At 65.9% G+C, this 23018-nt stretch carries 23 protein-coding genes; 7 read left to right on the forward strand and 16 right to left on the reverse strand.

The window, feature by feature from the left end; translation table 11 throughout:
• Nucleotides 1-10: 10 nt before the first annotated feature.
• From paaE to NF876_RS06190, 6 genes are all read right to left on the reverse strand, one after another.
• Entirely contained in the window at nucleotides 11-1087 is a 1077-nt protein-coding gene (paaE, locus tag NF876_RS06165) for a 1,2-phenylacetyl-CoA epoxidase subunit PaaE (RefSeq protein ID WP_262267968.1), read from the reverse strand.
• A 16-nt stretch (nucleotides 1088-1103) separates the two neighbouring features.
• Nucleotides 1104-1616 (reverse strand): 1,2-phenylacetyl-CoA epoxidase subunit PaaD, encoded by a 513-nt coding sequence (gene paaD, locus NF876_RS06170; protein ID WP_262267969.1) that lies wholly within the window; start codon nucleotides 1614-1616, stop codon nucleotides 1104-1106.
• A 14-nt stretch (nucleotides 1617-1630) separates the two neighbouring features.
• On the reverse strand, nucleotides 1631-2389 hold the full coding sequence (gene paaC / locus NF876_RS06175) for a 1,2-phenylacetyl-CoA epoxidase subunit PaaC (RefSeq protein WP_262267970.1): 759 nt from the start codon (nucleotides 2387-2389) through the stop codon (nucleotides 1631-1633).
• On the reverse strand, nucleotides 2389-2679 hold the full coding sequence (gene paaB, locus NF876_RS06180) for a 1,2-phenylacetyl-CoA epoxidase subunit PaaB (protein ID WP_262267971.1): 291 nt from the start codon (nucleotides 2677-2679) through the stop codon (nucleotides 2389-2391). The genes paaC and paaB overlap by 1 nt, the downstream gene beginning before the upstream one ends.
• A 14-nt stretch (nucleotides 2680-2693) precedes the next feature.
• Nucleotides 2694-3689, reverse strand: a complete 996-nt coding sequence (gene paaA / locus NF876_RS06185) for a 1,2-phenylacetyl-CoA epoxidase subunit PaaA (RefSeq protein WP_262267972.1) — start codon at nucleotides 3687-3689, stop codon at nucleotides 2694-2696.
• Between the two features lie 178 nt (nucleotides 3690-3867).
• Complete coding sequence (locus NF876_RS06190) at nucleotides 3868-4761, reverse strand: PaaX family transcriptional regulator (RefSeq protein WP_262267973.1); 894 nt, start codon at nucleotides 4759-4761, stop codon at nucleotides 3868-3870.
• Between the two features lie 212 nt (nucleotides 4762-4973).
• On the opposite strand from NF876_RS06190, the gene paaZ reads away from it, so the two are divergent.
• Genes paaZ through NF876_RS06205 form a run of 3 tightly spaced genes read left to right on the forward strand, consistent with a single transcriptional unit; the run spans nucleotide 4974 to nucleotide 9545 of the window.
• Nucleotides 4974-7001 carry a phenylacetic acid degradation bifunctional protein PaaZ gene (paaZ, locus tag NF876_RS06195; RefSeq protein ID WP_262267974.1) on the forward strand — a complete coding sequence of 676 codons (2028 nt, stop codon included), beginning with the start codon at nucleotides 4974-4976 and terminating at the stop codon, nucleotides 6999-7001.
• On the forward strand, nucleotides 6998-9088 hold the full coding sequence (locus NF876_RS06200) for a 3-hydroxyacyl-CoA dehydrogenase NAD-binding domain-containing protein (protein ID WP_262267975.1): 2091 nt from the start codon (nucleotides 6998-7000) through the stop codon (nucleotides 9086-9088). The genes paaZ and NF876_RS06200 overlap by 4 nt, the downstream gene beginning before the upstream one ends.
• A 37-nt stretch (nucleotides 9089-9125) precedes the next feature.
• Nucleotides 9126-9545, forward strand: a complete 420-nt coding sequence (locus NF876_RS06205) for a PaaI family thioesterase (RefSeq protein ID WP_262267976.1) — start codon at nucleotides 9126-9128, stop codon at nucleotides 9543-9545.
• A 204-nt stretch (nucleotides 9546-9749) separates the two neighbouring features.
• Here the strand turns inward: NF876_RS06205 and NF876_RS06210 are convergent, their stop codons facing one another.
• Nucleotides 9750-10205: an Lrp/AsnC family transcriptional regulator gene (locus NF876_RS06210; RefSeq protein WP_262267977.1), complete on the reverse strand. Its 456-nt coding sequence runs from the start codon at nucleotides 10203-10205 to the stop codon at nucleotides 9750-9752.
• 162 nt (nucleotides 10206-10367) lie between these two features.
• Between NF876_RS06210 and NF876_RS06215 the strand changes: the two genes are divergently transcribed.
• Nucleotides 10368-13838, forward strand: coding sequence for an indolepyruvate ferredoxin oxidoreductase family protein (locus NF876_RS06215; protein ID WP_262267978.1), 3471 nt, complete (start codon nucleotides 10368-10370; stop codon nucleotides 13836-13838).
• A 344-nt stretch (nucleotides 13839-14182) separates the two neighbouring features.
• Here NF876_RS06215 and NF876_RS06220 read toward each other — a convergent pair whose 3' ends face one another.
• The 3 genes from NF876_RS06220 to NF876_RS06230 form a co-directional block, all read right to left on the reverse strand.
• On the reverse strand, nucleotides 14183-14596 hold the full coding sequence (locus NF876_RS06220; protein WP_262267979.1) for a response regulator: 414 nt from the start codon (nucleotides 14594-14596) through the stop codon (nucleotides 14183-14185).
• Nucleotides 14597-14675: 79 nt separating this feature from the next.
• On the reverse strand, nucleotides 14676-15098 hold the full coding sequence (locus tag NF876_RS06225) for a response regulator (protein ID WP_262267980.1): 423 nt from the start codon (nucleotides 15096-15098) through the stop codon (nucleotides 14676-14678).
• Nucleotides 15099-15143: 45 nt separating this feature from the next.
• Nucleotides 15144-15566, reverse strand: a complete 423-nt coding sequence (locus NF876_RS06230; RefSeq protein ID WP_262267981.1) for a response regulator — start codon at nucleotides 15564-15566, stop codon at nucleotides 15144-15146.
• 225 nt (nucleotides 15567-15791) lie between these two features.
• Between NF876_RS06230 and NF876_RS06235 the strand changes: the two genes are divergently transcribed.
• Complete coding sequence (locus tag NF876_RS06235; protein ID WP_262267982.1) at nucleotides 15792-16247, forward strand: response regulator; 456 nt, start codon at nucleotides 15792-15794, stop codon at nucleotides 16245-16247.
• Between the two features lie 77 nt (nucleotides 16248-16324).
• Here the strand turns inward: NF876_RS06235 and NF876_RS06240 are convergent, their stop codons facing one another.
• Nucleotides 16325-17995, reverse strand: coding sequence for a methyl-accepting chemotaxis protein (locus NF876_RS06240; RefSeq protein ID WP_262267983.1), 1671 nt, complete (start codon nucleotides 17993-17995; stop codon nucleotides 16325-16327).
• Nucleotides 17996-18184: 189 nt separating this feature from the next.
• Here NF876_RS06240 and NF876_RS06245 point away from each other — a divergent pair, with 189 nt between their 5' ends.
• The gene (locus NF876_RS06245; RefSeq protein ID WP_262267984.1) at nucleotides 18185-18787 is read left to right on the forward strand and encodes a hypothetical protein; all 603 of its coding nucleotides are present in this window, start codon (nucleotides 18185-18187) and stop codon (nucleotides 18785-18787) included.
• A 197-nt stretch (nucleotides 18788-18984) separates the two neighbouring features.
• Here the strand turns inward: NF876_RS06245 and NF876_RS06250 are convergent, their stop codons facing one another.
• Together NF876_RS06250 and NF876_RS06255 are read right to left on the reverse strand one after the other, a co-directional pair.
• Nucleotides 18985-19647 carry a transglutaminase-like cysteine peptidase gene (locus tag NF876_RS06250; protein ID WP_262267985.1) on the reverse strand — a complete coding sequence of 221 codons (663 nt, stop codon included), beginning with the start codon at nucleotides 19645-19647 and terminating at the stop codon, nucleotides 18985-18987.
• A 340-nt stretch (nucleotides 19648-19987) separates the two neighbouring features.
• Entirely contained in the window at nucleotides 19988-20125 is a 138-nt protein-coding gene (locus NF876_RS06255) for a hypothetical protein (RefSeq protein ID WP_262267986.1), read from the reverse strand.
• A gap of 171 nt (nucleotides 20126-20296) precedes the next feature.
• On the opposite strand from NF876_RS06255, the gene NF876_RS06260 reads away from it, so the two are divergent.
• Complete coding sequence (locus NF876_RS06260) at nucleotides 20297-20677, forward strand: hypothetical protein (protein ID WP_262267987.1); 381 nt, start codon at nucleotides 20297-20299, stop codon at nucleotides 20675-20677.
• Here the strand turns inward: NF876_RS06260 and NF876_RS06265 are convergent, their stop codons facing one another.
• The 3 genes from NF876_RS06265 to NF876_RS06275 form a co-directional block, all read right to left on the reverse strand.
• Nucleotides 20678-21463 carry a DUF1217 domain-containing protein gene (locus NF876_RS06265; protein ID WP_262267988.1) on the reverse strand — a complete coding sequence of 262 codons (786 nt, stop codon included), beginning with the start codon at nucleotides 21461-21463 and terminating at the stop codon, nucleotides 20678-20680.
• Nucleotides 21464-21500: 37 nt separating this feature from the next.
• Entirely contained in the window at nucleotides 21501-22064 is a 564-nt protein-coding gene (locus tag NF876_RS06270) for a hypothetical protein (protein ID WP_262267989.1), read from the reverse strand.
• Nucleotides 22065-22146: 82 nt separating this feature from the next.
• Nucleotides 22147-23016, reverse strand: a complete 870-nt coding sequence (locus tag NF876_RS06275; RefSeq protein ID WP_262267990.1) for a flagellin — start codon at nucleotides 23014-23016, stop codon at nucleotides 22147-22149.
• Nucleotides 23017-23018 lie beyond the last annotated feature (2 nt).

Consider the following 23018-nt stretch of genomic DNA (forward strand, 5'->3'; position numbering starts at 1 on the left):
TCCTGCGGCGTCACTTGTCGAAATCGACCAGAATCCTGTCGCTCACCGGGTAGCTTTGGCAGGTCAGAATGTAGCCCCGCGCGATCTCGTAATCCTCGAGAGCGAAATTCGCGTCCATGTCCACCTCGCCCTCGACCAGCATCGCCCGGCAGGTCGAGCAGACGCCGCCCTTGCAGGCATAGGGCAGCTCCAGTCCCTCGGCGGTTGCGGCATCGAGCACCGATGCGGTGCCCTTCTCGAAGGACAGAGTGCGGGCGCGTCCATCAATGACGATGGTGGCCTCGCACAGGTTCCTGTTGTCGTCCGCTGCGGTCGCCTCAGGCTTGCGCTGGCGGCGGCTCGGCGTCGAGGTGGCGAAGAGCTCGAACTTGATCTGGCGCTTGTCGAGCCCGTGTTCCTCGAGGCTTTGCGCGACGCCCAGCATCATATCCTGCGGACCGCAGATGAAGGCGGTATCGATGGACGACGCATCGATCCAATGGTCCAGAAGCTGGTCGCACTTCTCCTTGGTCAGGCGCCCGTTGAAGAGGTCGATGTCCTGCTGCTCGCGGCTGAGGATGTGGATCAGACTGAAGCGCTCGAGATGCTCGTTCTTGAGATCCTCGAGCTCCTCGCGGAACATGATCGAACCCGACGCGCGATTGCCGTAGAACAGGGTGAAGGATGAATTCGGCTCGGCGACGAGGGTGGTCTTGATGATGCTCAAAAGCGGCGTGATCCCGCTGCCTGCGGCAAAGCCCACGAAGTGACGCCTGCGGGTCTCGTCGAGAGGCACGAAGAAATTGCCCATGGGCGGCATCGCCTCGATGACCTGCCCGGGGGCGAGCTGCTCGCTGGCCCAGCTGGAGAACGCTCCGCCGGCGATCTTCTTGATGCCGACCCGGAGCCGCCCCTCCATCGGCGTCGCACAGATGGAATAGGACCGCCGCACCTCGTCGCCGTCGATGGTGGTGCGCAGGGTCAGGTACTGGCCCGGCGAGAAGCGGAACGCATCCTTGTGCTCCTCCGGCACGTCGAGAGTGAGCACGATGGCGTCGCGGGTTTCGCGCCGCACGTCGGCAACGGTGACGGGGTAGAACTTCGTCATGGAGCATCCGCTCTTTTCAAATGCACTTGAAGTAGTCGAAAGGCTCGAGGCAGTCGCGGCACCGGTATTGTGCCTTGCACGGCGTCGAGCCGAACTCGCTCACCCGGTCGGTGTTCTCGGATCGGCAGCGCGGGCACGCGATGGTCAAAGGCTTGCGCAGGAATCGATCGAATGGCGACGGCCCGCCTGCGCTCTCCGCCGGGGGTGCGATGCCGTAGGCCTCCAGCCGCCGCCGGCCCTCCTGGGTGATCCAGTCCGTGGTCCAGGGCGGCGAGAGGCGCCGCTCGATCCGCAGGCGGTCGATGCCTCTCGCCCGCAGGGCCGCTTCGATCTCGAACGCGATGACGCTCGTGGCCGGGCAGCCCGAATAGGTGGGCGTGATGGCGACAACGAGTTCGCCATCCTGCCATTGCACGTCGCGCACGATGCCGAGATCCATGACGGAGACCGCCGGCACCTCCGGGTCGGGAACGTCGCCCAGCCAGTCTCTGATCTGGTCTGGATCCGGCCGTGTCAGGCTGTCGATCATCTTTCCCGCGCTCCTCACCACGTCGCGTTGGGATAGGCCCGCTGCAGGAACTGGAGATCGGCCAGGATGTAGCCGAGATGCTCGGAATGAATGCCGCGCTTGCCGCCCTTCTGCGCCCATCCGGGCTGCGGCAGCGTGAGCGTCGCCTCCTCGATGGTCGCACGAACGAGACCGAGCCAGGGCTCATGGAGCGTCGCGGGGTCCGGCCCGATGCCGTCCCGCACCATGACCTGGTCGACCTCGTCGCCTTCGAACAGTTCGCCGGTATACATCCAGAGATCGTCGACGGCGCTTTGCATCCGGCGGTGGCTTTCCTCCGTACCGTCGCCGAGGCGTAGGACCCATTCCTGGCTCCGCTCCAGGTGATAGGTAACCTCCTTGAGGCCCTTTGCGGCGATCTCGGCGATGCGGGGGTCCGTCGAGCCGGTCAGCCCGCGCAGCAGCAGATAATGCCAGGCATCGAAATAGAACTGCCGCGCCATCGTGGCGGCGAAGTCGCCGTTCGGCTGCTCGACCAGAAGCACATTGCGGAAATCGCGCGCGTCGCGCAGATAGGCGAGCTTGTCGGCGTCCCGTCCCCTGCCTTCGACCTCACCGGCGAGGTTGAGCCAGAGCTGCGTCTGCCCGATCAGGTCGAGGGCGACGTTGGAGAGCGCCAGATCCTCCTCGAGCGCCGGCGAATGCCCGCACCATTCGGAGAGACGATGGCCCAGGATCAGGGCGTTGTCGCCCAGCCGCAGCAGATACTCGACGAGAGCGTCCTGCGCATTCATCACATGTGCCCCAGCTCTTCGGGAATCTCGTAGAAGGTCGGGTGGCGATAGACCTTGCTGTTGGCGGGATCGAACAGCGGCCCCTTGTCGCCGGGCGAGCTCGCCGCGATATCGGACGCCTTCACGACCCAGATGCTCACGCCCTCGTTGCGGCGCGTATAGACGTCGCGCGCGTTCATGATCGCCATCTCGGCATCGGGCGCATGCAGGCTGCCCACGTGCCGGTGGGCCAGGCCATGCTGGCTGCGGATGAACACCTCCCAGAGAGGCCATTCCTTCTTGTCGGTCATCGTCTCTCTCCCGCCTAAGCGGCCTTGACTTGCCCCCGCGCGGCCTTCTTGGCCGCATAGGCGTCCGCCGCATCGCGCACCCATTGACCCTCTTCATAGGCCTTTACCCGCGTGCGCAGGCGCTGACGGTTGCAGGGACCATTGCCGGCGATCACCTGATAAAACTCGTCCCAGTCGATCGCGCCGAAATCGTAATGCCCACGCTCCGCGTTCCACTTGAGATCGGGGTCGGGAACGGTGAGGCCCAGATATTCGGCCTGGGGCACCGTCTGGTCGACGAATTTCTGGCGCAGCTCGTCGTTGGAATTGATCTTGATCTTCCAGCGCATCGATTGCGCGCTGTGGACGGAATCTGCGTCGGACGGGCCGAACATCATCAGCGAGGGCCACCACCAGCGGTTCAGCGCGTCCTGCGCCATCTGCTTCTGCTCGGGCGTGCCGCGGGCGAGCTTGGTCATGGCGTCGTAGCCCTGCCGCTGATGGAAGCTCTCCTCCTTGCAGATGCGGATCATGGCGCGGGAATAGGGTCCGTAGGAGCAGCGTTGCAGCGGCACCTGGTTCATGATCGCGGCTCCGTCCACGAGCCAGCCGATGGCCCCGATGTCGGCCCAGGTGAGCGTCGGATAGTTGAAGATGCTGGAATACTTGGCCTTGCCGCTGTTGAGCTGCTCCAGGAGCTCGTCGCGGCTCACGCCGAGGGTCTCGGCCGCGCAGTAGAGATAGAGCCCGTGGCCTGCCTCGTCCTGCACCTTGGCGAGCAGGATGGCCTTGCGCTCCAGGGTCGGCGCGCGAGTGATCCAGTTGCCCTCGGGCTGCATGCCGATGATTTCCGAATGGGCGTGCTGGGAGATCTGCCGGATCAGGGTCTTGCGATAGGCCTCCGGCATCCACTCCTTCGGCTCGATCTTGATGTCGGCATCGATGCGATCCTGGAAGGCACGTTCCTCCGGAGACATCTCGTCCTTGGATCGGATGTGCTCGACGCCCGTTTTCACCATCTGTGCGTACACGGCGCTTCTCCCTGACGTTAAGGCCTGTCGGGCTCTCGTCTTGCAGTCCCGGCCGCCGGAGCGGCCCTTCTGCGCCGGCCGGCGATGGCGCGCAGGCGGCATGCCTCTCCGGGTTTCCGCGGCCCTTTCAATATGTCACAGAAAACATATTAAGCAAGAATTTTTTGTAACACTTTCATCAGCCGATCCTCAATTCAGCGGCCGGTTCCGCCGCCGCGAAGCGCTGCCTGAAGGTCTCGTCGACCGCGGGAAGCGGTCCCAGGTCGTTCTGGGCATGGGTATCGATCCAACGCTCGGCAGCCGGAAGAAGAGTGCGGTAAATCGTGCCGCAGAGGGCTCTGGCCCCCGTTCCGGCCCAAGGCCTGGGAAGGAGCCGGGACGGCAGCAGCGGATCCTTCAGGACCGCCCTGCGGTAATCGTGGATCAGGAGGATGCGCACGAGAAGGGCATCGAGACTTGTGAACCCCGCACCCCGTTCGAGGGCCCCGAGGGTGCCCGCATAGGTGTCGATGAACCGCCTGTAGCGGGCTTCGATCTCCGCCAGGGGCCACGCCTTCTCCACCAGACGCCGGGCCGTGGGCAGATCGGCCGGGGTTGCGGCCAGCCTCAGGAAGGGGCCGGTCCTGGCGGCGGGTCCCGCACCCATAAGGAGATCGGGTCCCAGCGTGCCATACCCTGCCGCTGACAATTCGCCCCTCAGCGCATTGCGGTCCTGCGGGTTCTCGAGCAGGAGGAGATCAAACGATCCGTGCCACTCGTGGGGCGGGTCGGCATAGATCCGCCGCGTGGCCTCCGCGAAAGCCTCCTGGCCCTGCGGCGTCAGGCGATAATAGCTGTTGCGTCCCACCTTCCAGCGCTCGAACCAGCCCTCGGCGACGAGGCGGGACAGGGCCGTCCGGACAAGGGTGTCGCTGATGCGGAAGGCCCGCATGATCTCGTGCAGGGATGCCAGGGACAGCACCCCGCCCCGGGGTACCACCGCGTCCCCGAAGACCGTCACGATGAGCGAGCCCGCCCGGATCGGCGTCCGTTCGTGGAACCTGTCCAGCAGAGCCTCTACGACCGCGGCCATGCAAGCGTACTCCGATGATCTGGGGCCGAGGAGCTGGTGCCGCCTCCGCCTGTCCGACCTTCACCTACCCAGACTGCCCCATCCCTGTCGAGCCATCCGGGCGAACGACGGCGCCTCCAAAATTCCTTGACTAACCGGCCGGTCGGTTAATAATGCCCGAAAGGCGCGGCCATGCCAACGGGGCCGCCCATTCATCATTCCAAGGTGCCCCAATGAGACTCGAGAGCTTCGTTCGTGGAAGTTGGATATCGCCCGGCCAAGACCTGGCCGATATTCACAGCGCCGTCACCGGCAACGTGGTCGCCCAGGTCGCCAGCGGCGGCCTCGACATGGGCGAGGTGCTGGCCTATGCCCGCCAGGTCGGCGGACCCAACCTGCGGAAGCTCACCTTCCATCAGCGTGCAGAACTTCTGAAACGTCTTGCCATTCATCTGTCAGAACGCAAGGACCAGCTCTATACGCTCTCCTACCAGACCGGCACCACGCGGTCCGACAACTTCATCGACGTGGATGGCGGCATCGGCACCCTCTTCGTCTATGCGTCCAAGGGCCGTCGCGAACTGCCCAACGCCACCTTTCTTCTGGATGGAAATGTCGAAGCCCTTTCGAAGGGCGGCAGCTTCGTCGGCCAGCACGTGATGACGCCTCTCCATGGCGTCGCCGTTCACATCAACGCTTTCAATTTCCCCTGCTGGGGCATGCTCGAAAAGCTCGCGCCTGCCATCCTGGCCGGCGTCCCGGTCGTGACGAAGCCGGCGACCATCACGTCCTATGTGGCCCATGCGCTGGTACGAATGATTGCGGAGTCCCGCATCCTTCCCGACGGAGCGCTCCAGTGCATCGTCGGCTCGACGGGCGATCTTTTCGAACATCTGACCTGTCAGGATGTCGTGTCCTTTACCGGCTCCGCCGATACGGCCCAGAAACTGCAGCGACACCCGATCGTTGCGCGCGAATCCGTCCGGTTCATCGCCGAGCGCGATTCGCTCAATGCTGCCATTCTTGCGCCTGACGCCGGGCCGGGAACGCCGGAATTCGACCTCTTCGTCAAGGAAGTGGCGAAGGAGATGACCGTCAAGGCAGGACAGAAATGCACGGCCATCCGCCGCGCCATCGCCCCCCATGCGCATGTCCCTGCGGTGATCGATGCTCTGGGGGAGCGGCTCTCCAGGATCAAGGTCGGCAATCCGGAACTCGAAAGCGTCCGCATGGGACCGGTCGTCGGGCTTGGTCAGCGGCGGGACGTGATGGCTCAGGTGGCGAAGCTCCGGACAGAGGCGGATATCGTCGTCGGTGATCCGGACAATTTCATGGTCGAAGGGGCGGACCGCGAGCGCGGCGCCTTCATCCCGCCGCTGGTGCTTCATTGCCCGGACCCGATCCGGGCGACCCATGTCCACAGCGTCGAGGCCTTCGGCCCGGTCTGCACCGTGATGGGCTATGACGGCCTCGATCAGGCCGTCACCCTGGCCAATCGCGGCGACGGCAGCCTCGTGGCGTCCCTCTACACCTACGACCCCGCTGCGGCGGCCGATCTCGTCTTCGGCGTGGGCGCCTTCCATGGCCGCCTGGTACTGATCGACCGGGATTGCGCGAAGGAACAGACCGGCCACGGCTCGCCGATGCCGCACATGGTCCATGGCGGACCGGGCCGCGCCGGTGGCGGTGAGGAGCTCGGAGGCATGCGCGGCGTGCATCATTACATGCAGCGCACAGCGCTGCAGGGTTCTCCCGCCATGCTCTCACGGGTGACGCAGAGCTGGATCAAGGGCGCTCCGACCATCGAGGAGGGCCGGCATCCATTCCGCTACTATTTCGAGGACCTCGCCATCGGCCAGACCTTCGTCTCCAAGGAGCGCACGATCACCCTTCAGGATATCGAGCACTTCGCGGAATTCACCGGCGATACCTTCTATGCCCATATGAGCGAGGAGGCGACGAAGAACCACCCGTTCTTCCCCGGGCGGGTGGCCCACGGCTATCTTCTGTTGTCTTTCGCGGCAGGCCTCTTCGTCGATCCGGACCTCGGACCGGTGCTTGCCAATTACGGTCTCGATTCCTTACGTTTCATCAAACCCGTGCAGCCGGGCGAAACCATCAAGGTCCGGTTGACGACAAAGTCGAAATCGCCGCGCAACGAGCAGTATGGCGAGGTGCGCTGGGACGTGGAGATCACGACGGATATGGGCGAGACGGTCGCAACCTACGATCTGCTCACGATGAATGCGGTGCGTCCATGAGCGATACGGCCTCCCCGCATGAGGGCAGTCCCGTCAGGCTGATCCCGAACACGCCCGTGGCCCTGATCGAGATCGACAATCCGCCGGTCAATGCCACGTCTCGGCACGTGCGCTCAGGCCTGCTCGCCGCAATCCAGGAGGTTGGCCGCAATCCGCAGATCGGGGCCGCGGTGATCGCCTGCGCCGGCCGCACCTTCGTGGCCGGAGCCGACATCCGCGAATTCGGCCGGCCTCCGCAGGAACCCCACCTGCCCGACGTCATCAACGCCATCGAGGCCTGCTCCAAGCCGGTCGTCGCCGCCGTTCATGGAACGGCTCTCGGCGGCGGCTGCGAGATCGCGCTCGCCTGCCATGCCCGTGTGGCCGAGCCAGGTGCGGGCTTCGGCCTGCCGGAGGTGAAGCTCGGACTGGTTCCGGGAGCCGGCGGCACGCAACGCCTCCCGCGGCTGGTCGGACTGGAAGCCGCCCTCGATCTCGTAACAAGTGGACGAACCGTCAAAGCCGCGGAAGCGCTGCGTCTCGGCCTCATCGACCAGCTCTCCACCGCGGACCTGCGCCAGGATGCGATGGATCTTGCCCGAGACCTGATCGGCCGGCCGCTGAGACGCACAGGTGAATGCGCCGTGACTCCGCTCGACGCGGCAACGGCTTCTGCAAAGGTTGCGGACATTCACAGGAAAGCCAGAGGTGCGCAAGCGCCAGGCAGGGCAGCGGAGCTTGTGCTCCTGTCCGCAAGCCTGCCGCTGCAAGACGGCATGACGCGGGAACGCGAGACGTTCCTCGAACTGCGCTCGTCCGCACAATCGGCCGCCCTGCGGCATGCCTTCTTCGCGGAGCGGGAGGTCACGCGTCTCCCGGGCATCGACTCCGTTGAGCCTCGCCCGGTCCAGAAGATCGGGATCGTGGGTGCCGGAACGATGGGATCGGGCATTGCCATCGCGTTCGCGGATGCCGGCTTCGACGTGAAGGTCGTCGAGGCCAGCGAACAGGCGCTCGCGGCCGGTCAGGCTCGGATCACGGATGTCTACGACAAGCAGGTTCAGAGCGGTCGGATCACGGCTGCCGCACGCGACGAGCGCCTCCAGGCTATCGAGTATGAGGTTGGTATCAGCTCCCTGTCGGATCGGGATCTCGTCATCGAGGCCGTGTTCGAGGATCTGGACGTCAAACGGGCGCTTTTCCGGGATCTCGATGAGATCCTTCCGCCAGGAACCATCCTGGCAACGAATACCAGTTACCTTGACATCAATCTGATCGCGGCCGTCACCTCCCGGCCGGCCGACGTGGTGGGCCTGCATTTCTTCAGCCCGGCCAACGTAATGAAGCTCCTCGAGATCGTGCGGACTGACAGGACGGCGGCCGACGTCGTCGCAACAGGTCTCAGCCTCGCCAAGCGCCTGCGCAAGATCCCCGTCGTGTGCCGGGTCTGCGACGGCTTCGTGGGCAACCGCATCCTGTCGCGCTACCGCCTCCAGGCGGAGTACCTGCTGGAGGAAGGGGCTCTCCCGCACGAAGTCGATGCCGCTCTCGAAGCGTTCGGATTCCCGATGGGCCCGTTCGCCGTCTCCGACCTCGCCGGCCTCGACATCGCCTGGGCGCGGCGCAAGCGGCTGGCGCCGACCCGCGATCCGCGCGAGCGCTACGTGGACATCGCCGACCGGCTCTGCGAGGCGGGCCGCTTCGGGCGCAAGACCGGCGCGGGCTGGTATCGCTATGACGGCGGCAAGCGGGAGGTCGACCCCTTCGTCACCGAGCTCGTCGAGGAGGCCTCGCGGCGGCGCGGGCTGACGCGGCGTTCGATTTCCGCGGACGAGATCCAATCCCGCATCCGGGCGGCCATCGTCAACGAAGCCTGCAAGATCCTCGACGAGCGCATCGTCGAGCGTCCGCTCGATGTGGACGTGGTGATGATGCACGGCTACGGCTATCCGGCCTGGCGCGGTGGTCCCCTGTTCGAGGCCGACAGCGTGGGGCTCAGGCCGATCCTCGACACCGTGAACGAGCGCGCCGAACGGGACGGGCCCGGATGGGAGCCGGCGGACGGGCTCGTGAGCCGGGCCGCCTCGGGGGCAACGTTCTATCCATAGGCCGAAGCGCCGAACACCATCAGCGGGGGATCCAAGCATGTTCGATCGAGCCACCGCCGAGGCGATGCTCGCAACCGTCTTCGCCCCCTGGGTGCAGGCGCTCGATCTGTCCATCGAAAGCCTCGGCCCGGACGGCGCCGTCCTGCGCATGCGGTTTTCCGAAAAGCTCTGCCGCGACAACGGCGTCGTGTGCGGGCAGGCCCTCATGAGCCTGGCCGACACCGCCATGGTGTTCGCGGTGTCCTCGGCCGGCGGCGTCTATCGCCCCATGACCACGGTCGACCAGACCATGCATTTTCTCAAGCCGGTGGCGAAGGCCGACGTGCTGGCGGACGCAAAGGTCGTGCGCCTCGGGCGCACCATGGCGTTCGGCAGCGTGACGCTCACGGCCGACGGCGATGCGCGGCCCGTGGCGATGGCGCAGCTCGCCTATGCCCTGCTGGCCGAGGGCAGGTAGCGGCCCGCCGGTTGTCGGCTTTCAGAGGACGGCTCATCATGGGCTTTCCTCCCCGTCATGGCCGGGCTTGTCCCGGCCATCCCGATCGGAAAAGCGATGTGCCTTACGGATCGGGATCACCGGCAGAAGGCCGGTGATGACGTGAGGCGGCTGCCCCCGACGAGAGAGTCTCGCAATGAAGCCAAGGGTTGAGGAGTCGTCCTGTCAAAACGGCAGCGCCACGCTGGTCTTGATCTCCTTCAGGACCACGTTGGTGCGCACGGTGCGGATGCCGGGCAGACGGAACATGAACTCGTCCAGGAACAGGTTGTAGGCGTGCATGTCGCGCACCACGACGCGCAGGTGATAATCGGCGTCGCCCGTGGTGGCGAAGCACTCCAGGACTTCGGCGCGGGCCGTGACACGGGAAACGAATTCGTCGACGAACTTGGCGTCGTGCCGCTCCAGCGACACGTGCAGGATCGCCGAGGTGGCGAACCCGGCCTTCTCCCGGTCGACCAGGGCGGCATAACCCGTGATCACGCCGGTCTCCTCGAGCGCGCGCACCCGCCGCCAGCAGGCCGAGGTGGACATGCCTACGTCATCGGCCAGCTGCTGGTTCGTGGTGCGCCCCTCCCTCTGCAGCTGCACGAGGATGTGCTCGTCCTGCTTCTCGATCATGGCGGCATCCGCTCCTGGTAGACTTTTCCAATAAATGAACCTTTGCCCATCTCTTCTACCACAAAAGGGCGAGCGCACGGAATGAATAGGAAACACCTACCAGACGTTCAGGATTATTCTAGACACGCCGGCTGACGGCGCTCCTTTTCCGGGACCAGGCCCATGGACGACGCTTCCTCCCTCGATTCCTACCGCCTCGCCGACCGCTACAGCCGGGAGAGGGGCCGGGTCTTCCTGACCGGCACCCAGGCGATCGTCCGCATCGTGCTCGACCAGGCGAGGCGCGATAGGGCTGCGGGGCTCGACACCGCCGGCTTCGTGTCCGGCTACCGCGGGTCGCCCCTCGGCGGCGTCGATCTCGAGCTCTGGCGCGTGAAGGACCAGCTCAAGGAGCACCGGATCGAGTTCCTGCCCGCCGTCAACGAGGATCTCGCGGCCACCGCCGTCCTCGGATCGCAGCAGGTCGAGACCAATCCCGACCGGCAGGTCCAGGGCGTGTTCGGCCTCTGGTACGGCAAGGGCCCCGGGGTCGACCGCTCCGGCGACGCGCTCAAGCACGGCAACGCCTATGGCTCCTCGCCCCATGGAGGCGTGCTGGTGATCGCCGGCGACGACCATGGCTGCGTGTCCTCGTCGATGCCGCATCAATCCGACGTTGCCTTCATGAGCTGGTTCATGCCGACGCTCCATCCGGCGAGCGTCGCCGAATATCTCGAGTTCGGTGAGTACGGCTATGCGCTGAGCCGGTATTCCGGCATGTGGGTCGGCTTCAAGGCCGTGTCGGAGATCGTGGAATCGGGCGTGTCCGTGGAGCTGCGGTCGCCGCGCGTGTTCCGCGAGCCCGACTTCGCGCCCCCGCCCGGCGGCCTGCATTACCGCTGGCCGGATCTGCCCGGACCGCAGATCGAGGAGCGCATGGAGGCGAAGAAGCACGCGGTCTATGCCTTCGCCAAGGCCAACCCCATCGACCGGCGCATCTACGACATTCCGGACGCCTCCTATGGCATCGTCACGGCCGGCAAGGCCCACCTCGACCTGATGGAGGCGCTGCGCCTCATCGGGCTCGACGAAGCCGCCTGCCGGGCCCACGGTATCGACATCTACAAGGTCGGCATGGTCTGGCCCCTCGCCCTGCACGACGCCATGGAGTTCGTGAAGGGCAAGCGCGAGATCCTCGTGATCGAGGAGAAGCGCGGCATCATCGAAAGCCAGTTCAAGGAGTATTTTTACGATTATCCCGGGTCGAAGCCCGAGCGCATGGTCGGCAAGCACGACGAGACCGGCGAACGGCTCATCCCCTGGACCGGCGAACTCTCGCCGCGCTTCCTCGCCGGCGTCCTGGCCAAGCGCCTCAATGCGATCTTTCCCGATCTCGGCCTCGCGCAGCGCGCCGCCGCCCTGACGCCGGAGCCGGAGCGCGTGATCGCGGTTCCGGGCGCCACCCGCACGCCCTATTTCTGCTCCGGCTGCCCGCACAACACCTCGACCCGGGTGCCGGAGGGCTCGAAGGCCCTCGCCGGCATCGGCTGCCACTTCATGGCGAGCTGGATGGACCGGGAGACCTCGTCGCTGATCCAGATGGGCGGCGAGGGTGTCAACTGGGCGGCCTCATCCAGGTTCACCGGCCAGGGCCACATCTTCCAGAATCTCGGCGAGGGCACCTATTACCATTCGGGCTCCATGGCGATCCGCCAGGCGATCGCGGCCGGCGCCAACATCACCTACAAGATCCTGTTCAACGACGCGGTCGCCATGACGGGCGGCCAGCCGGTCGACGGGCCGGTGAGCGTCCATGCCATCGCGCACAGCGTGCGGGCGGAGGGAGTGCAGCGCATCGCGCTGGTGTCGGACCAGCCCGAGAAGTTCGACCCGGCGGACCTGCCGAAGGGCGTGACCATCCACCCGCGCGAGGACCTCGACGCGGTGCAGAAGGAGCTGCGCGACATCCCGGGCGTCACGGTGCTGATCTACGAGCAGACCTGCGCGACCGAGAAGCGCCGTCGCCGCAAGCGCGGGCAGATGGATGATCCGAAGCGCTTCGCGTACATCAACGACCTCGTCTGCGAAGGCTGTGGCGATTGCTCGGTGGCGTCCAACTGCCTGAGCGTCGAGCCAAGGGAGACGCCGTTCGGGCGCAAGCGCAAGATCAATCTCTCCACCTGCAACAAGGACTTTTCCTGCCTGGAGGGCTTCTGCCCCAGCTTCGTGACCGTGGAGGGCGCCACGCGCCGCGCCAGAACCGCGAGCGGCTTCGACGCGGTCACGCGTGCGGCAGGGCTGCCGTCCCCTGCCCTGCCCGATCTCGCGCGGCCCTTCGACCTGCTGGTCACGGGAGTCGGCGGCACCGGCGTCGTGACCGTCGGGGCGCTCATCAGCATGGCGGCCCATCTCGAAGGACGCGGCGTGTCGGTGCTGGACTTCACGGGCTTCGCGCAGAAGTTCGGTCCCGTGCTGAGCTATGTGCGCGTCGCGAGCCATCCCGACGCGCTGCACCAGGTGCGCATCGACCAGGGCGCCGCGGATGCGCTGATCGGCTGCGACCTCGTGGTCAGTTCGTCGCCCAAGGCGTCGGGCACCTATCGCCATGGGACGCGGGCCGTGGTCAACACGGCGGAAATGCCGACCGGCGACGTGGTGCGCTTCCGGGACGCGGATCTCGCCGGCCGCACGCGGTTGCGCGCCATCGAGCGGGCGATCGGAGCCGGGAACCTCGCGAGCCTCGACGCCAACGCGCTCGCCGAAACGCTGCTCGGCGACACGGTCTACGCCAACGTGATGATGCTGGGCTTTGCCTGGCAGCAGGGCCTGGTGCCGGTCTCGCTGGAAGCGCTCTCGCGGGCCATCGCGCTCAATGGCGTGAGCGTCGAGCGCAACCGGCAGGCCTTCGCCTGGGGCCGTCTGCTCAGCGCGGAACCGGATATGGTGCGCCAGGTGGCCGGCGATGCGCCGGACGAGGTCGAGACGCTCGATCAGGTGATCGCGCGGCGGGTCTCGTTCCTGACCGGGTACCAGAACGCCGCCTATGCGGCGCGGTTCGAGGCCCTGGTGGCGCGGGTTCGCCGGGCGGAAGGCGCGCTCGGCTCCGAGGCGCTGACCGACGCGGTCGCCCGCTCGCTCTTCAAGCTCATGGCCTACAAGGACGAGTACGAGGTCGCGCGCCTCCACATGGAGACGGGCTTCCTCGACGAGCTGAAGCAGCACTTCGAGGGCGACTTCACGGTGCATTACCATCTGGCGCCGCCGCTCCTGCCGTCGAAGCGCGATGCCCGCGGCCGCCCCAGGAAGCGCAGCTTCGGTCCCTGGATCCAGACGCCAATGTCGGTTCTCGCCCGGCTGAAGGGGCTGCGCGGAACGCCGTTCGACCTCTTCGGCTACACGGCCGAACGGCGCATGGAGCGGGCCCTCATCGGCTGGTACGAGGAGCAGGTCGACCGGATCCTCGCCGGTCTCGACCAACGCCGCTTCGCCGATCTTCTGGCGATCGCGAAAGCCCCGATGGACATCCGCGGCTACGGCCCGGTCAAGGAAGCGGCGATCCATCAGGTGCGGTCCGATGTGGAGCGGTTGTGGGCGCGCGTCGCGAGCGAGCCCGAGATGGTCGACAGCCGCCAGCCCGAGCCGCTGCGCGCCTGAGAGACATCCACCCCGTCGTCACCGGCCCCGTGCCGGTCATGACATGGGAGGGTGGCTACCGACCGGACGACCACCCACCCCGTCATCGCCGGGCTTGTCCCGGTGATCCCGCTTCCGAGAGGCGTCGCGCTCTTCCGATCGGGATGGCCGGCACAAGGCCGGCCATGACGTGGGAGGTGCATGGGAGGTGCGTGGGAGGTGCGTGGGAGGTGGCGGAACCGGGAGCGTCACGACTGGTGATCCCGATCATGAAAGGCGCGGTGCTCTCACGATCGGGAAAGACGGAACGAGCCTGGGCATGGACGGGGAGATGCCGCTCAGACGTGTTTCGGACCAAGCAGGCCTTAGGAATCCTGTGCGATGCTGCCCTGCGGAGTCGCAGCCATGACCCGGGTGAGCGCCGCCACCAGATCGTCCGGCATGATCGGCTTGTGGAGGAACGTGGCGTTGGGCGGCAGGTCGCCGGGCTCGGGGGCGGTCTTGCCGGAGATCACCAGCACGCCCACTTCGGGCCAGCCCTGGCGGACCAAGCGGGCGAACTCGAAGCCGTCGATGGAGCCCGGCATGTCCACGTCCGTGAGGACAACCGAGATGTCGGGACGGGACTTCAACATCTCTAAGGCTTCGTCCGCATCCTGCGCCTCGACGACCCAGAACTCGGCCTCCCGCAGGATGTCGACCTGTGTCAGGCGAACGAGCGGCTCGTCCTCGACCAGAAGGACGACCGGGTGTTTCACGATGCGGCGATGCGGCTTCATGCTCCAGGAAACGGGTCTGCTCCGATCGGGTTCCCTTGCGTCACGTCAGGGTGAGCGTTTCGACGGATCGCGAACGTTCTCAAGCGCGTCTGGCCTTCGCCGTGAGCTGCCGGATCCGATCGACCACGTCCTGGGACGGATAGGGCTTCTTCAGCAACGGACCTGCTTCGCAGAGCGTCGCGGCGATATCGGCCGATCGCTCGGCCCCCGAGGTGAGGATCACCTGCGTGCCCGGCTTGTTGGCGCGGATCCACCGCGCCAGCCCGAAGCCGTCCATGGACCCGGGCATCTCGACGTCGCTGAACACCACGTCGACCGACACTTCGGGAGATTGCAGGATCACCAACGCCTCTTCGGCGCTCACCGCCTCATGGACCCGATAGCCGCATTCGCGCAGGTAATCGGCGATGACGAGGCGGATCAGAACCTCGTCCTCCACGACGAGAACGGTCTGGAGAGGGGAATCGGCCTCGGCCGTGATGTTTGTCGATAGGGTGCTCACCGCCTCCTAACCGCCGAGCTTTACCTTTGTTCCACCGGCTCCTCGTCAGCCCGGGCCGGGCCAGTTGAGGCTGCGCATGACAAGGCCGACGACCTGGGAGGCATGATACGGCTTGCGGACCAGGGGGCCGAGATCGCCCAGATCCGGGCCGTCCGAACCGGGGGCGGCAGGCCGGTCCTCTTCGGCAGAGGCGACGATGATCCTCATGGCCTTCTGCCGGGCGCCGAGAAGCCGGGCCGTCTCGGTGCCGTCGTCGGATCCCGGCAGATCGAGAGCGACGAAAAGAAGCTCGACCCGGACGGAATCGAGCACCATGAGGGCCTCCTCGGCCGAGCCCGCCTCCAGAACCTTGAAGCCCGAGCCGCGCAGTTCGTCGCTGACCAGGCAGCGGACGCGCGCATCGCTTTCGACCACGAGGATAGCGGGGGGTGTCCGGCGTGGAAGAGCCGTGACGGATCCAGCGTTCATTCTTGCCCCTGACGCGATACAATACGCCAACAACGTGCATGGGCCCCAAGGGTTCTCCTGCCCAAGGTCTTTCTGCCCAAGGTCTTCCTGCCCAAGGTCTTCCTGCCCGAGGGCTCTCCCGCGTCAGGCCGGGATCTCGCATTGATTGGCTGGCCTTGGCAGGCGGAACCGTCTATCAATGGCCACGTTTCGCTTCTTTGGCCCTCCTCCTGCCCCATCGGTCCCGTGTCTGATCCGAAACCCTTAGGCGTCATTCTCCTCGTGGAAGACGAGCCGCTGGTGCGGCTGGTGGCGGCCGACATTCTCATGGAGGCGCAGTTCCGCGTGATCGAGGCGGCCGATGCCCAGGAGGCCCTGAGGGTCCTGAAGGCGGAGGTGGGCGTGGACCTGGTGCTCTCGGACGTGGAAATGCCACCGGGCATGAACGGCTACGAGCTGGCCTGGGAGATCCACCGGAACTGGCCCGCGACGGGGATCCTCATCACGTCGGGGCGCGAGTGGCCGCGGGCCAACGACCTGCCGCCGGGGGCAGCCTTCCTGGCCAAGCCCTTCTCACCTGCGGCGCTTGTGTCCCACGCGCTCACGGCGGCCGAGAAGGCCCAGGCCGCCCGTGCGGCGCTCCCGGATCGTCCCGGCGAGGCCCCCGGCGACACGGCCGCGCCCGTTCCGAAGACCGCCTGACTCCCTCATGGAACGAGGGCGCGGCGTGGATGCGCCGTGCCCCCTGATGCGTCCCTGGTGAGAGCTGCCGTTCAGGTTCAAGCGGCCCGCACGCCCTGGAGGAAGCCTTCGACCTCCCGGCTCAGGGCGGTCGAGTTGGAGGCCAGCTCGCCGGCCGCAGCCAGCACCTGGGAGGCGGCCGATCCCGCATGGGTCGCCGCCCCCTGGACCTGGACGATGCTCTCGCTCACGTCCTGCGTGCCTCTGGCGGCCTCGCTGACGTTGCGCGCGATCTCCTGCGTGGCCGCCTGCTGCTCCTCGACAGCGGCCGCGACGCTCGTGGCGATCTGGTGCACCTCCTCGATGGTGTGGCCGATGTCGCGGATGGCCTCGACCGCATCCCGGGTCGATTGCTGGATCTGATGGATATAGGCGGTGATGTCCTCGGTAGCCCGCGAGGTCTGGTTGGCGAGCTCCTTCACCTCGGAGGCCACCACGGCGAAGCCCTTGCCGGCCTCGCCGGCGCGCGCCGCCTCGATGGTGGCGTTGAGGGCGAGAAGGTTCGTCTGGCTCGCGATGGTGTTGATCAGGGCGACGACCTCGCCGATCTTCTGCGCGCCGTCCGCCAGGGTCTGCACGAGCTGGTTGGTCTTGCGGGCGTTCTCCACGGCGCGGGCGGCCGCGACCGACGTCTGCGACACCTGCGAGCCGATCTCGCTCGAGGAGGCGGCGAGCTGCTCCGCCGCGGCCGCCACGGCCTGCACGTTGCTGGACGTCTCCTCGGCGGCGGCCGCCACCGAATTCGACTGCTGGTTCGTCTGCTGCGCGGTCGAGGCCATCGAGCGCGCGGTCGCCTCCATCTGCTGGGCCGCCACGGTGAGATGCTGGACCAGGCCGCCGACGCTGCCCTCGAAGCTCTGGGCGAGCGACATCATCTCGACCCGGCGCCGCTGTGCCGCCTGCTTCTCGGTTTCGGCCTGAGCGTGCCGGAGGGTCTCGGCCTCCTGCATGGCGCCGGCGAAGACCTGCGTGGCCTTCCAGATGTCGCCGATCTCGTCCCGGCCCGCCTTCGCCTGCGGCAGGTTGTAATCGCCCGAGGCGAGGCGCTGGATGGCCTCGGTCACGCGCCGCAGGGGCTGGGCGATCTGCCGGTGTCCGACCAGCCAGCCGATGAGCAGCGCGATCAGGGTGCCGGCGAGCGCGATCGACACAAGCAGCATCAGGCGCTGGTCGTAGAGCTCGGCCGCGTGCCGGTTGACCGCCTCGATCTCCTCGCTGCCGCGCTTGGTCAGAGCGTCGATGCTCACCTGGAAGGCCTTCCGGTTGGCCCGGTTGGCATCGGTGTTGCCCTGCGCGTTGGCGGCCGCCGGCGAGACCTCGGCGCCCAGGCGGACCGTCTCGGTGCGGAATGACTTGAACTCCGCCGCATCCTTGACGACGGCGTCGAACAGCGCCTTGCTGTCGCCGGGCACGATCGGCTCCCATTCCTTCAGGAGGGCGTCCATGTCCTTGAGCGTCGCGGCGAGCCCGTCGCCGAACTTGCGCGCTTCGGCCGTATCCTTCGACGCGTAGATGCCCCGGGCCTCCATGACCACATGGGTCACGAGCCGGTTGAGGCGCTCCCCGTAGAGGGCCCGGGTGGCCGCGAGCCGGACATCGTCCACGGCCTGGTTGTAGGTCTGCAGGGTGCTGATGCCGACGGCCGCCGTCAGGACGGCGACCACGCTCAACGCCGCGACCAGCGCGAAAATCTTCGTTCTAATCTTCATGATCCCCCCGATCGGCCAAGGCCGCTCCGACATTCTTGAAATCACGCCAGGATACCGTGCGAATGCTTGCGCGAAGCTTGTTCTCGATCGTTAGGGGAATACGGCCAAGTTTCTCCGCGCAGGGTGACGGAATGTTAAGTATAACCTCATAGGAATGATTCCACGCGATTCTCCAACGTGGCGGTTTCCATGGGCATTCGGTTCGACAAGGTATTGGAGCAGGTAGCCAGAGCCGGAACCGTCAAGGGCCCTGTCTCAACGGCCGAGCAGCGGGAGCGCAAGGTCCAGCGCATCGAGGAATCGATCCGCGCCCGCGAAGCGGTGGGCGACCGGATCGTGATGTGCCTCGGCCTCGCCCTCACCCTGTCGGCGATCGGCCTGCCGGTCTATGCGCTGAACTTCAGCGACGGCTACACCTACATCAAGACGGCCATGACGGACAATGCGGTCGGCCGGGCCGTTGCCGCGAGCGTGACGCGCCCCGCCGATCCGAACCCGGCGACGACCGGCTCGCTGACCCGGAAGGATGTCGAGCTCTCGGCCGGCCGCAAGGGCGACGCGGCCGCGCCGAGCGCCGACCGGCGGGTTCAGTTCCAGCGCTACGTGATCCACCGCGCCACCGGCGGGTCGGCCCTGATCGAGGGTCCGGAAGGCCTCTGGTGGGTGACGCCCGGGATGACCCTGCCCGGGATCGGTCAGGTCCTCTCCATCGAGCGGTCCGATGCCGGTTGGGTGGTGCTGACCACCGAGACCATGATCACGCAATCGCCCGGGTCTCGCGCGTCGAGCTAGCGCATCGTGGGGACCGAGAGGGCCGCTCGAATGATGCGCCGCTGAAGAACGTGAGCATCGAATCCGATCCTAAAAGTGGGTGCGCTTTTCACGTCCGATGCTGTAGCGCCGCAGCCGAAGCCCTGCCGAGACCGTGAGAGGATCCGGCGCACGGCCTCGTTCGGAATGCGATTGCGCTGGCTTGTGCCGTCTCGCGCTTATTTGGCCGCCGTCACCGTGGGCGCCGCCTGGTTGCCGAGCCAGACCCAGGCCGCGCTATCGGAGCCTTCCCGCTTTACGTAGCGGTAGCCCGTCTCCTGCCAGGGCAGAACGGCGTTGCGCTTGTTGTCGAGGATGTAGTCGCCGCGATCCGTGCGCGCCATGAGCACCGCGTGTCCCGCGCCGATCTCGTCGATCACCACGGTCATGCGCAGGGCCCTCTGCGGCAGGCCGATTTGGGTGAGACGCCGGCGCTTCAGCAGCTGGATGTCCTCGCAATCGCCGAGCCCGTCATCCGGATAGTCCCAGCGATCCGCGACGCCCCAGTGCTCCTGATCGGTGACCGGCAGGATCTCCCTGTTCACCTGCTCGTTCACCTCGACGATGGTCTTCCAGATCGCCTGGTCGAGAACGATCGTGTCGGGCTCGGACGGATTGTGCGTGCATTCCTGCGGCTGCTGCGCGCAGAATGCGAGCCAGGCCGGCGTGGGACCGGCCGCGCCGACCGAGGCCAAAGCATCGCCGGACCCGCGCGTGGCCCATTGCGGGAGCGCGAGAGCCGGCGCGGCGCCCGCCATGACGAACAGGGCGGCAGCACCACCCGCCGAAGCGACGAGGCGACGACTGCACCTCGCCAGTATCCTGAGAGAAATCCCGCGCATGCCCCGCACCTGTTCAGCATTGTTCTTTTGAATAAAGCTGTCAGCCGCAGGCGCTCGGCGCAAGCGCGAACTCGTCGCAAGATCACGAAGGTTCCGCCAGTGTTGACTTCCAGCAACAGGGCAAGCATTCGGCCGCGGATCGTGCTGCCGACCTCTCTGAACGTAGAGGGAAGATCAGTATTCGCGCAGTTTCAATCCAACCGGGCCGCTTCGATGCACGTCGCGTGTTCGGCAAGGATGAAGTCGCGCATGTGCGCGATGTGAGCGATCGTTCACGGCGGGTTCAACGGTGAACGACGCCGCCGGATCGGCGCTCCCGTCCTTCAATCCGCCGTTTCACTCACAAGCGGCTCTGCGCGAGACTGCGATGTCTCGCCCATTGTCTGGTTCTCTTCGACGAAACCATGAGACGAACGACGGGTGTCCCGATCAGCCCGACCAGGGATGCAGCGACGACCGGCACGAGAATGACAGCCACGGATCTCTCCTCATCCTTCGGAGGTAACCCGTTCTCTATGGCATCGCGAGCTTGCCCGAACCTGACGCCATGCTGGCGGGATTCACTACGATCCCAGGAAGAGCTTCGGTTGGGCCGGGTCGCGCCTATAATCAGGCGCAGAAGCGAAACCGGATTGTTTGGGAGATTGGTGTGAGAGCGCTCTTCGTGACCCTCGCGGCGGCCATCGGCGCCGGCGGCTGCGTGCCAGCGACCCAGGAAGCCCTCGCCCTATCGTGCTCGGACTATATCGGAAAGCCCATCTCGGCGCGCATCGCCGCCTGGGGACCGCCGCGGACAATTTACCGGATCAGCCCGACCCAGATCGGCTACATCTTCGAGAGCCGGCAGACCGCCTATGTGGGCGGCGAGCCCTATTACACAGTGAACTACCTGATCGGTGCCGACAAGCACCACGCGCCAATCCGCAAGCTCACGACTGTCTGCAGCGGCGTCTTCGTGGTGAACGCGCCCACCGACGCGGTGCCGGTCTCGGAACAGACCGTGGTCGACGTCGTCGTCGCGAAGGGGTGATCAGAAGCCGCCGCGCCGGAGCTTGGTGATGCTCATCATCAGATCGACGCTGATGCCGACATCCGTAGGCTCGGAGAACAGGGTCAGAACCGGCGCGACCTCTTCCAGGGTGGAGTTGTTCATGTCCCACATGGCGGAGAAGCGCTGGATCAGCTTGTCGACCTTCTTGGGGTCCTGGAGATCCTTGACGTTGATGTGTTTTTCCAGGTTGCGGACCTGCAGATCGATGCTCGCCTTGGAGGCTTCGGTTGGGATGTTGAACGTCGTCTGCATGAACTTCAGAAGACGCTTATCCGCCAGCAGGCCCATCGTCGAGGTGACGCCGGACGCCTTGCGCTTGAAATAGAGCGCCAGCCGCACGCCTTCGTTCTGCTCGCCTTCCTTGGCCTCCAGTGTCTGCTGGTAGTAGTTGCTGACGGCTTCCGTGGTCGCGCTGGCCGCGGAGGTCGCCTTGTCGCCCTTCGCCGCGAAGTCGAACGCCTTGGCGAATTCCTTGTAGCGCGGATCGACCAGTTTGTTCGCCATGCTCGTGGTCGACTTGACCCCTTCCGTGAGCAGTTTCTTCATGAAGGCCTTGGCGTAGATCATGTCGTCCAGGCCATAGGCCTTCATGGCATAGCTGAACAGCCGGTAATCCTTCACGAAATCGTCGATGGTCTTCACCTTCGAGATGTTCGCCAAGTAGTATTCCGTATCGCGCTTCACCATCGCATCGTTCTGGGTGATCGTCTTCGTCAGCGCCGTGTTGGTCTGCAACATCTGGTAGCGGGTCATGGTGCTGATCATGGGTCACTCCTTCGGCCCGGTTCCCGTGGGCCGCGCATCAATCCTGAGCCGTCGCGATGGATCGGCAATCCTTCGCGAACCGCTCGGTGATCGCCTTGGTTTCCTCAGGGACGAGAGCGAACTTCACGCTCTGCGGCTCGAGGCGGTAATTGGCAAGCTCCACGATAAGCGTCTGGGCTGTCGCGAGGCTTGCCGCGAAGCCCATGACCTCCCCCTCGCCGCGCAATTGCCCGTAGCGGTCCCGGTAGATCCAGTGGGCCACCTCCGGCGGGCGATCGTCGAGCCAGTAGACGGTGCTGCGCCCGCGGGGATCGCTCGGGCCGAGATAAGCCCGCTGCGTCACGGTGGCGGCGACGGCGACCTGGAGCGGTTCGCCCTCCTCGCCGGCCACCCTCGTGCAGGACAGCCAGAGGGAACTCCCCTCCTCCCCCCTGACCTGCGCCAGCGCCCGGGTCGGGAGCCCGCTCTGGTCGGCCTGGAGGGCGTAGCTCCACGTCCGGTGCGAGCCAGACGTCGCCGAGATGGCCGGGAATCCGGGAGCGATCAGCCCGAGCGTGCCCGCGAGCACCAGGACGGATGTGCGATGGAATGAAGTGATCATGGCTCAGCGATCCGCGAGCGGTCCAAAAAGAAGGCCCCGCCTTTCGCAAGACGGGGCCTCATGGTCAGCGATCAGGAGGCTCTTAGTTGAAGAGCTTCAGGATCATCTGGCTGTTCTGGTTGGCGATCGAGAGCGACTGCACGCCGAGCTGCTGCTGCGTCTGCAGGGCCTGCAGGCGGGTCGAAGCCTCGTTCATGTCGGCATCGACGAGCGTGCTGACGCTGTTGGTCATCGACTCGCTGAGCACGCCCAGGAACTTCGACTGCGCGTCGATCTGGTTCTTGGCCGCGCCGAGCTCGGTGGCGAAGTTACGGGTCGTCTCGAGAGCCGCTTCCACCGCCGTCGCAGCCGTGTCGACGTCAGTCGCAGCACCAATGCTGATCGCATTGACAGCCATCGTGGATGGAGTCACAGCGCTGGTCAGAGCGCCGGTACCAGTGCCACCAAGATCCGTCAAGGTAACGTCGATCGTCTTGAAGCCAGCACCGGTTCCCGTGCCGCCGGCCCAGCCGGAGACCATGGACATAGTAGCGCCGATCGAGCCGTCGAGCAGATTCACGTTGTTCAAGGAAGCATTGCCGAGAATGCCATCGATCTCGGCGCCGATCTTGGCGAGCGAGGTGTTGATGGCATCATAGTTGCCGTCCTTCACGTCCTTGGCCTTGGCCAGTTCGACCTTGATCTTATCGATTGCGGAGACCAGACCGTCGATGGCCGAGGAAGCGGTGTTCAGCAGGTCGCTGTTCTGCTTCAGCGTGTCCTTGATGGTGCCGATGACGCTGTTGTCGGTCTTCATCTGCGTCGACACCGACCAGTTGGTGGTGTTGTCGGCAGCCGCCGCCACCTTGAGGCCGGTGGAGATCTGGCTCTGGGTCTTGTTCAGGGAGCTCTGCGTGTTGGCGAGGTTGCGCAGGGCGGTCAGAGCGGAGGCATTGGTGAGAATGGAAGCCATGT

It is taken from the genome of Microvirga yunnanensis (genome assembly GCF_025460875.1).

What these genes read in the sequence shown, in the direction of transcription:
- paaE (WP_262267968.1), bottom strand. Translation starts at nt 1,087, where the DNA reads ATGACGAAGTTCTACCCCGTCACCGTTGCCGACGTGCGGCGCGAAACC.
- paaD (WP_262267969.1), bottom strand. Translation starts at nt 1,616, where the DNA reads ATGATCGACAGCCTGACACGGCCGGATCCAGACCAGATCAGAGACTGG.
- paaC (WP_262267970.1), bottom strand. Translation starts at nt 2,389, where the DNA reads ATGAATGCGCAGGACGCTCTCGTCGAGTATCTGCTGCGGCTGGGCGAC.
- paaB (WP_262267971.1), bottom strand. Translation starts at nt 2,679, where the DNA reads ATGACCGACAAGAAGGAATGGCCTCTCTGGGAGGTGTTCATCCGCAGC.
- NF876_RS06190 (WP_262267973.1), bottom strand. Translation starts at nt 4,761, where the DNA reads ATGGCCGCGGTCGTAGAGGCTCTGCTGGACAGGTTCCACGAACGGACG.
- paaZ (WP_262267974.1), top strand. Translation starts at nt 4,974, where the DNA reads ATGAGACTCGAGAGCTTCGTTCGTGGAAGTTGGATATCGCCCGGCCAA.
- NF876_RS06200 (WP_262267975.1), top strand. Translation starts at nt 6,998, where the DNA reads ATGAGCGATACGGCCTCCCCGCATGAGGGCAGTCCCGTCAGGCTGATC.
- NF876_RS06205 (WP_262267976.1), top strand. Translation starts at nt 9,126, where the DNA reads ATGTTCGATCGAGCCACCGCCGAGGCGATGCTCGCAACCGTCTTCGCC.
- NF876_RS06210 (WP_262267977.1), bottom strand. Translation starts at nt 10,205, where the DNA reads ATGATCGAGAAGCAGGACGAGCACATCCTCGTGCAGCTGCAGAGGGAG.
- NF876_RS06215 (WP_262267978.1), top strand. Translation starts at nt 10,368, where the DNA reads ATGGACGACGCTTCCTCCCTCGATTCCTACCGCCTCGCCGACCGCTAC.
- NF876_RS06220 (WP_262267979.1), bottom strand. Translation starts at nt 14,596, where the DNA reads ATGAAGCCGCATCGCCGCATCGTGAAACACCCGGTCGTCCTTCTGGTC.
- NF876_RS06230 (WP_262267981.1), bottom strand. Translation starts at nt 15,566, where the DNA reads ATGAACGCTGGATCCGTCACGGCTCTTCCACGCCGGACACCCCCCGCT.
- NF876_RS06240 (WP_262267983.1), bottom strand. Translation starts at nt 17,995, where the DNA reads ATGAAGATTAGAACGAAGATTTTCGCGCTGGTCGCGGCGTTGAGCGTG.
- NF876_RS06245 (WP_262267984.1), top strand. Translation starts at nt 18,185, where the DNA reads ATGGGCATTCGGTTCGACAAGGTATTGGAGCAGGTAGCCAGAGCCGGA.
- NF876_RS06250 (WP_262267985.1), bottom strand. Translation starts at nt 19,647, where the DNA reads ATGCGCGGGATTTCTCTCAGGATACTGGCGAGGTGCAGTCGTCGCCTC.
- NF876_RS06265 (WP_262267988.1), bottom strand. Translation starts at nt 21,463, where the DNA reads ATGATCAGCACCATGACCCGCTACCAGATGTTGCAGACCAACACGGCG.
- NF876_RS06270 (WP_262267989.1), bottom strand. Translation starts at nt 22,064, where the DNA reads ATGATCACTTCATTCCATCGCACATCCGTCCTGGTGCTCGCGGGCACG.
- NF876_RS06275 (WP_262267990.1), bottom strand. Translation starts at nt 23,016, where the DNA reads ATGGCTTCCATTCTCACCAATGCCTCCGCTCTGACCGCCCTGCGCAAC.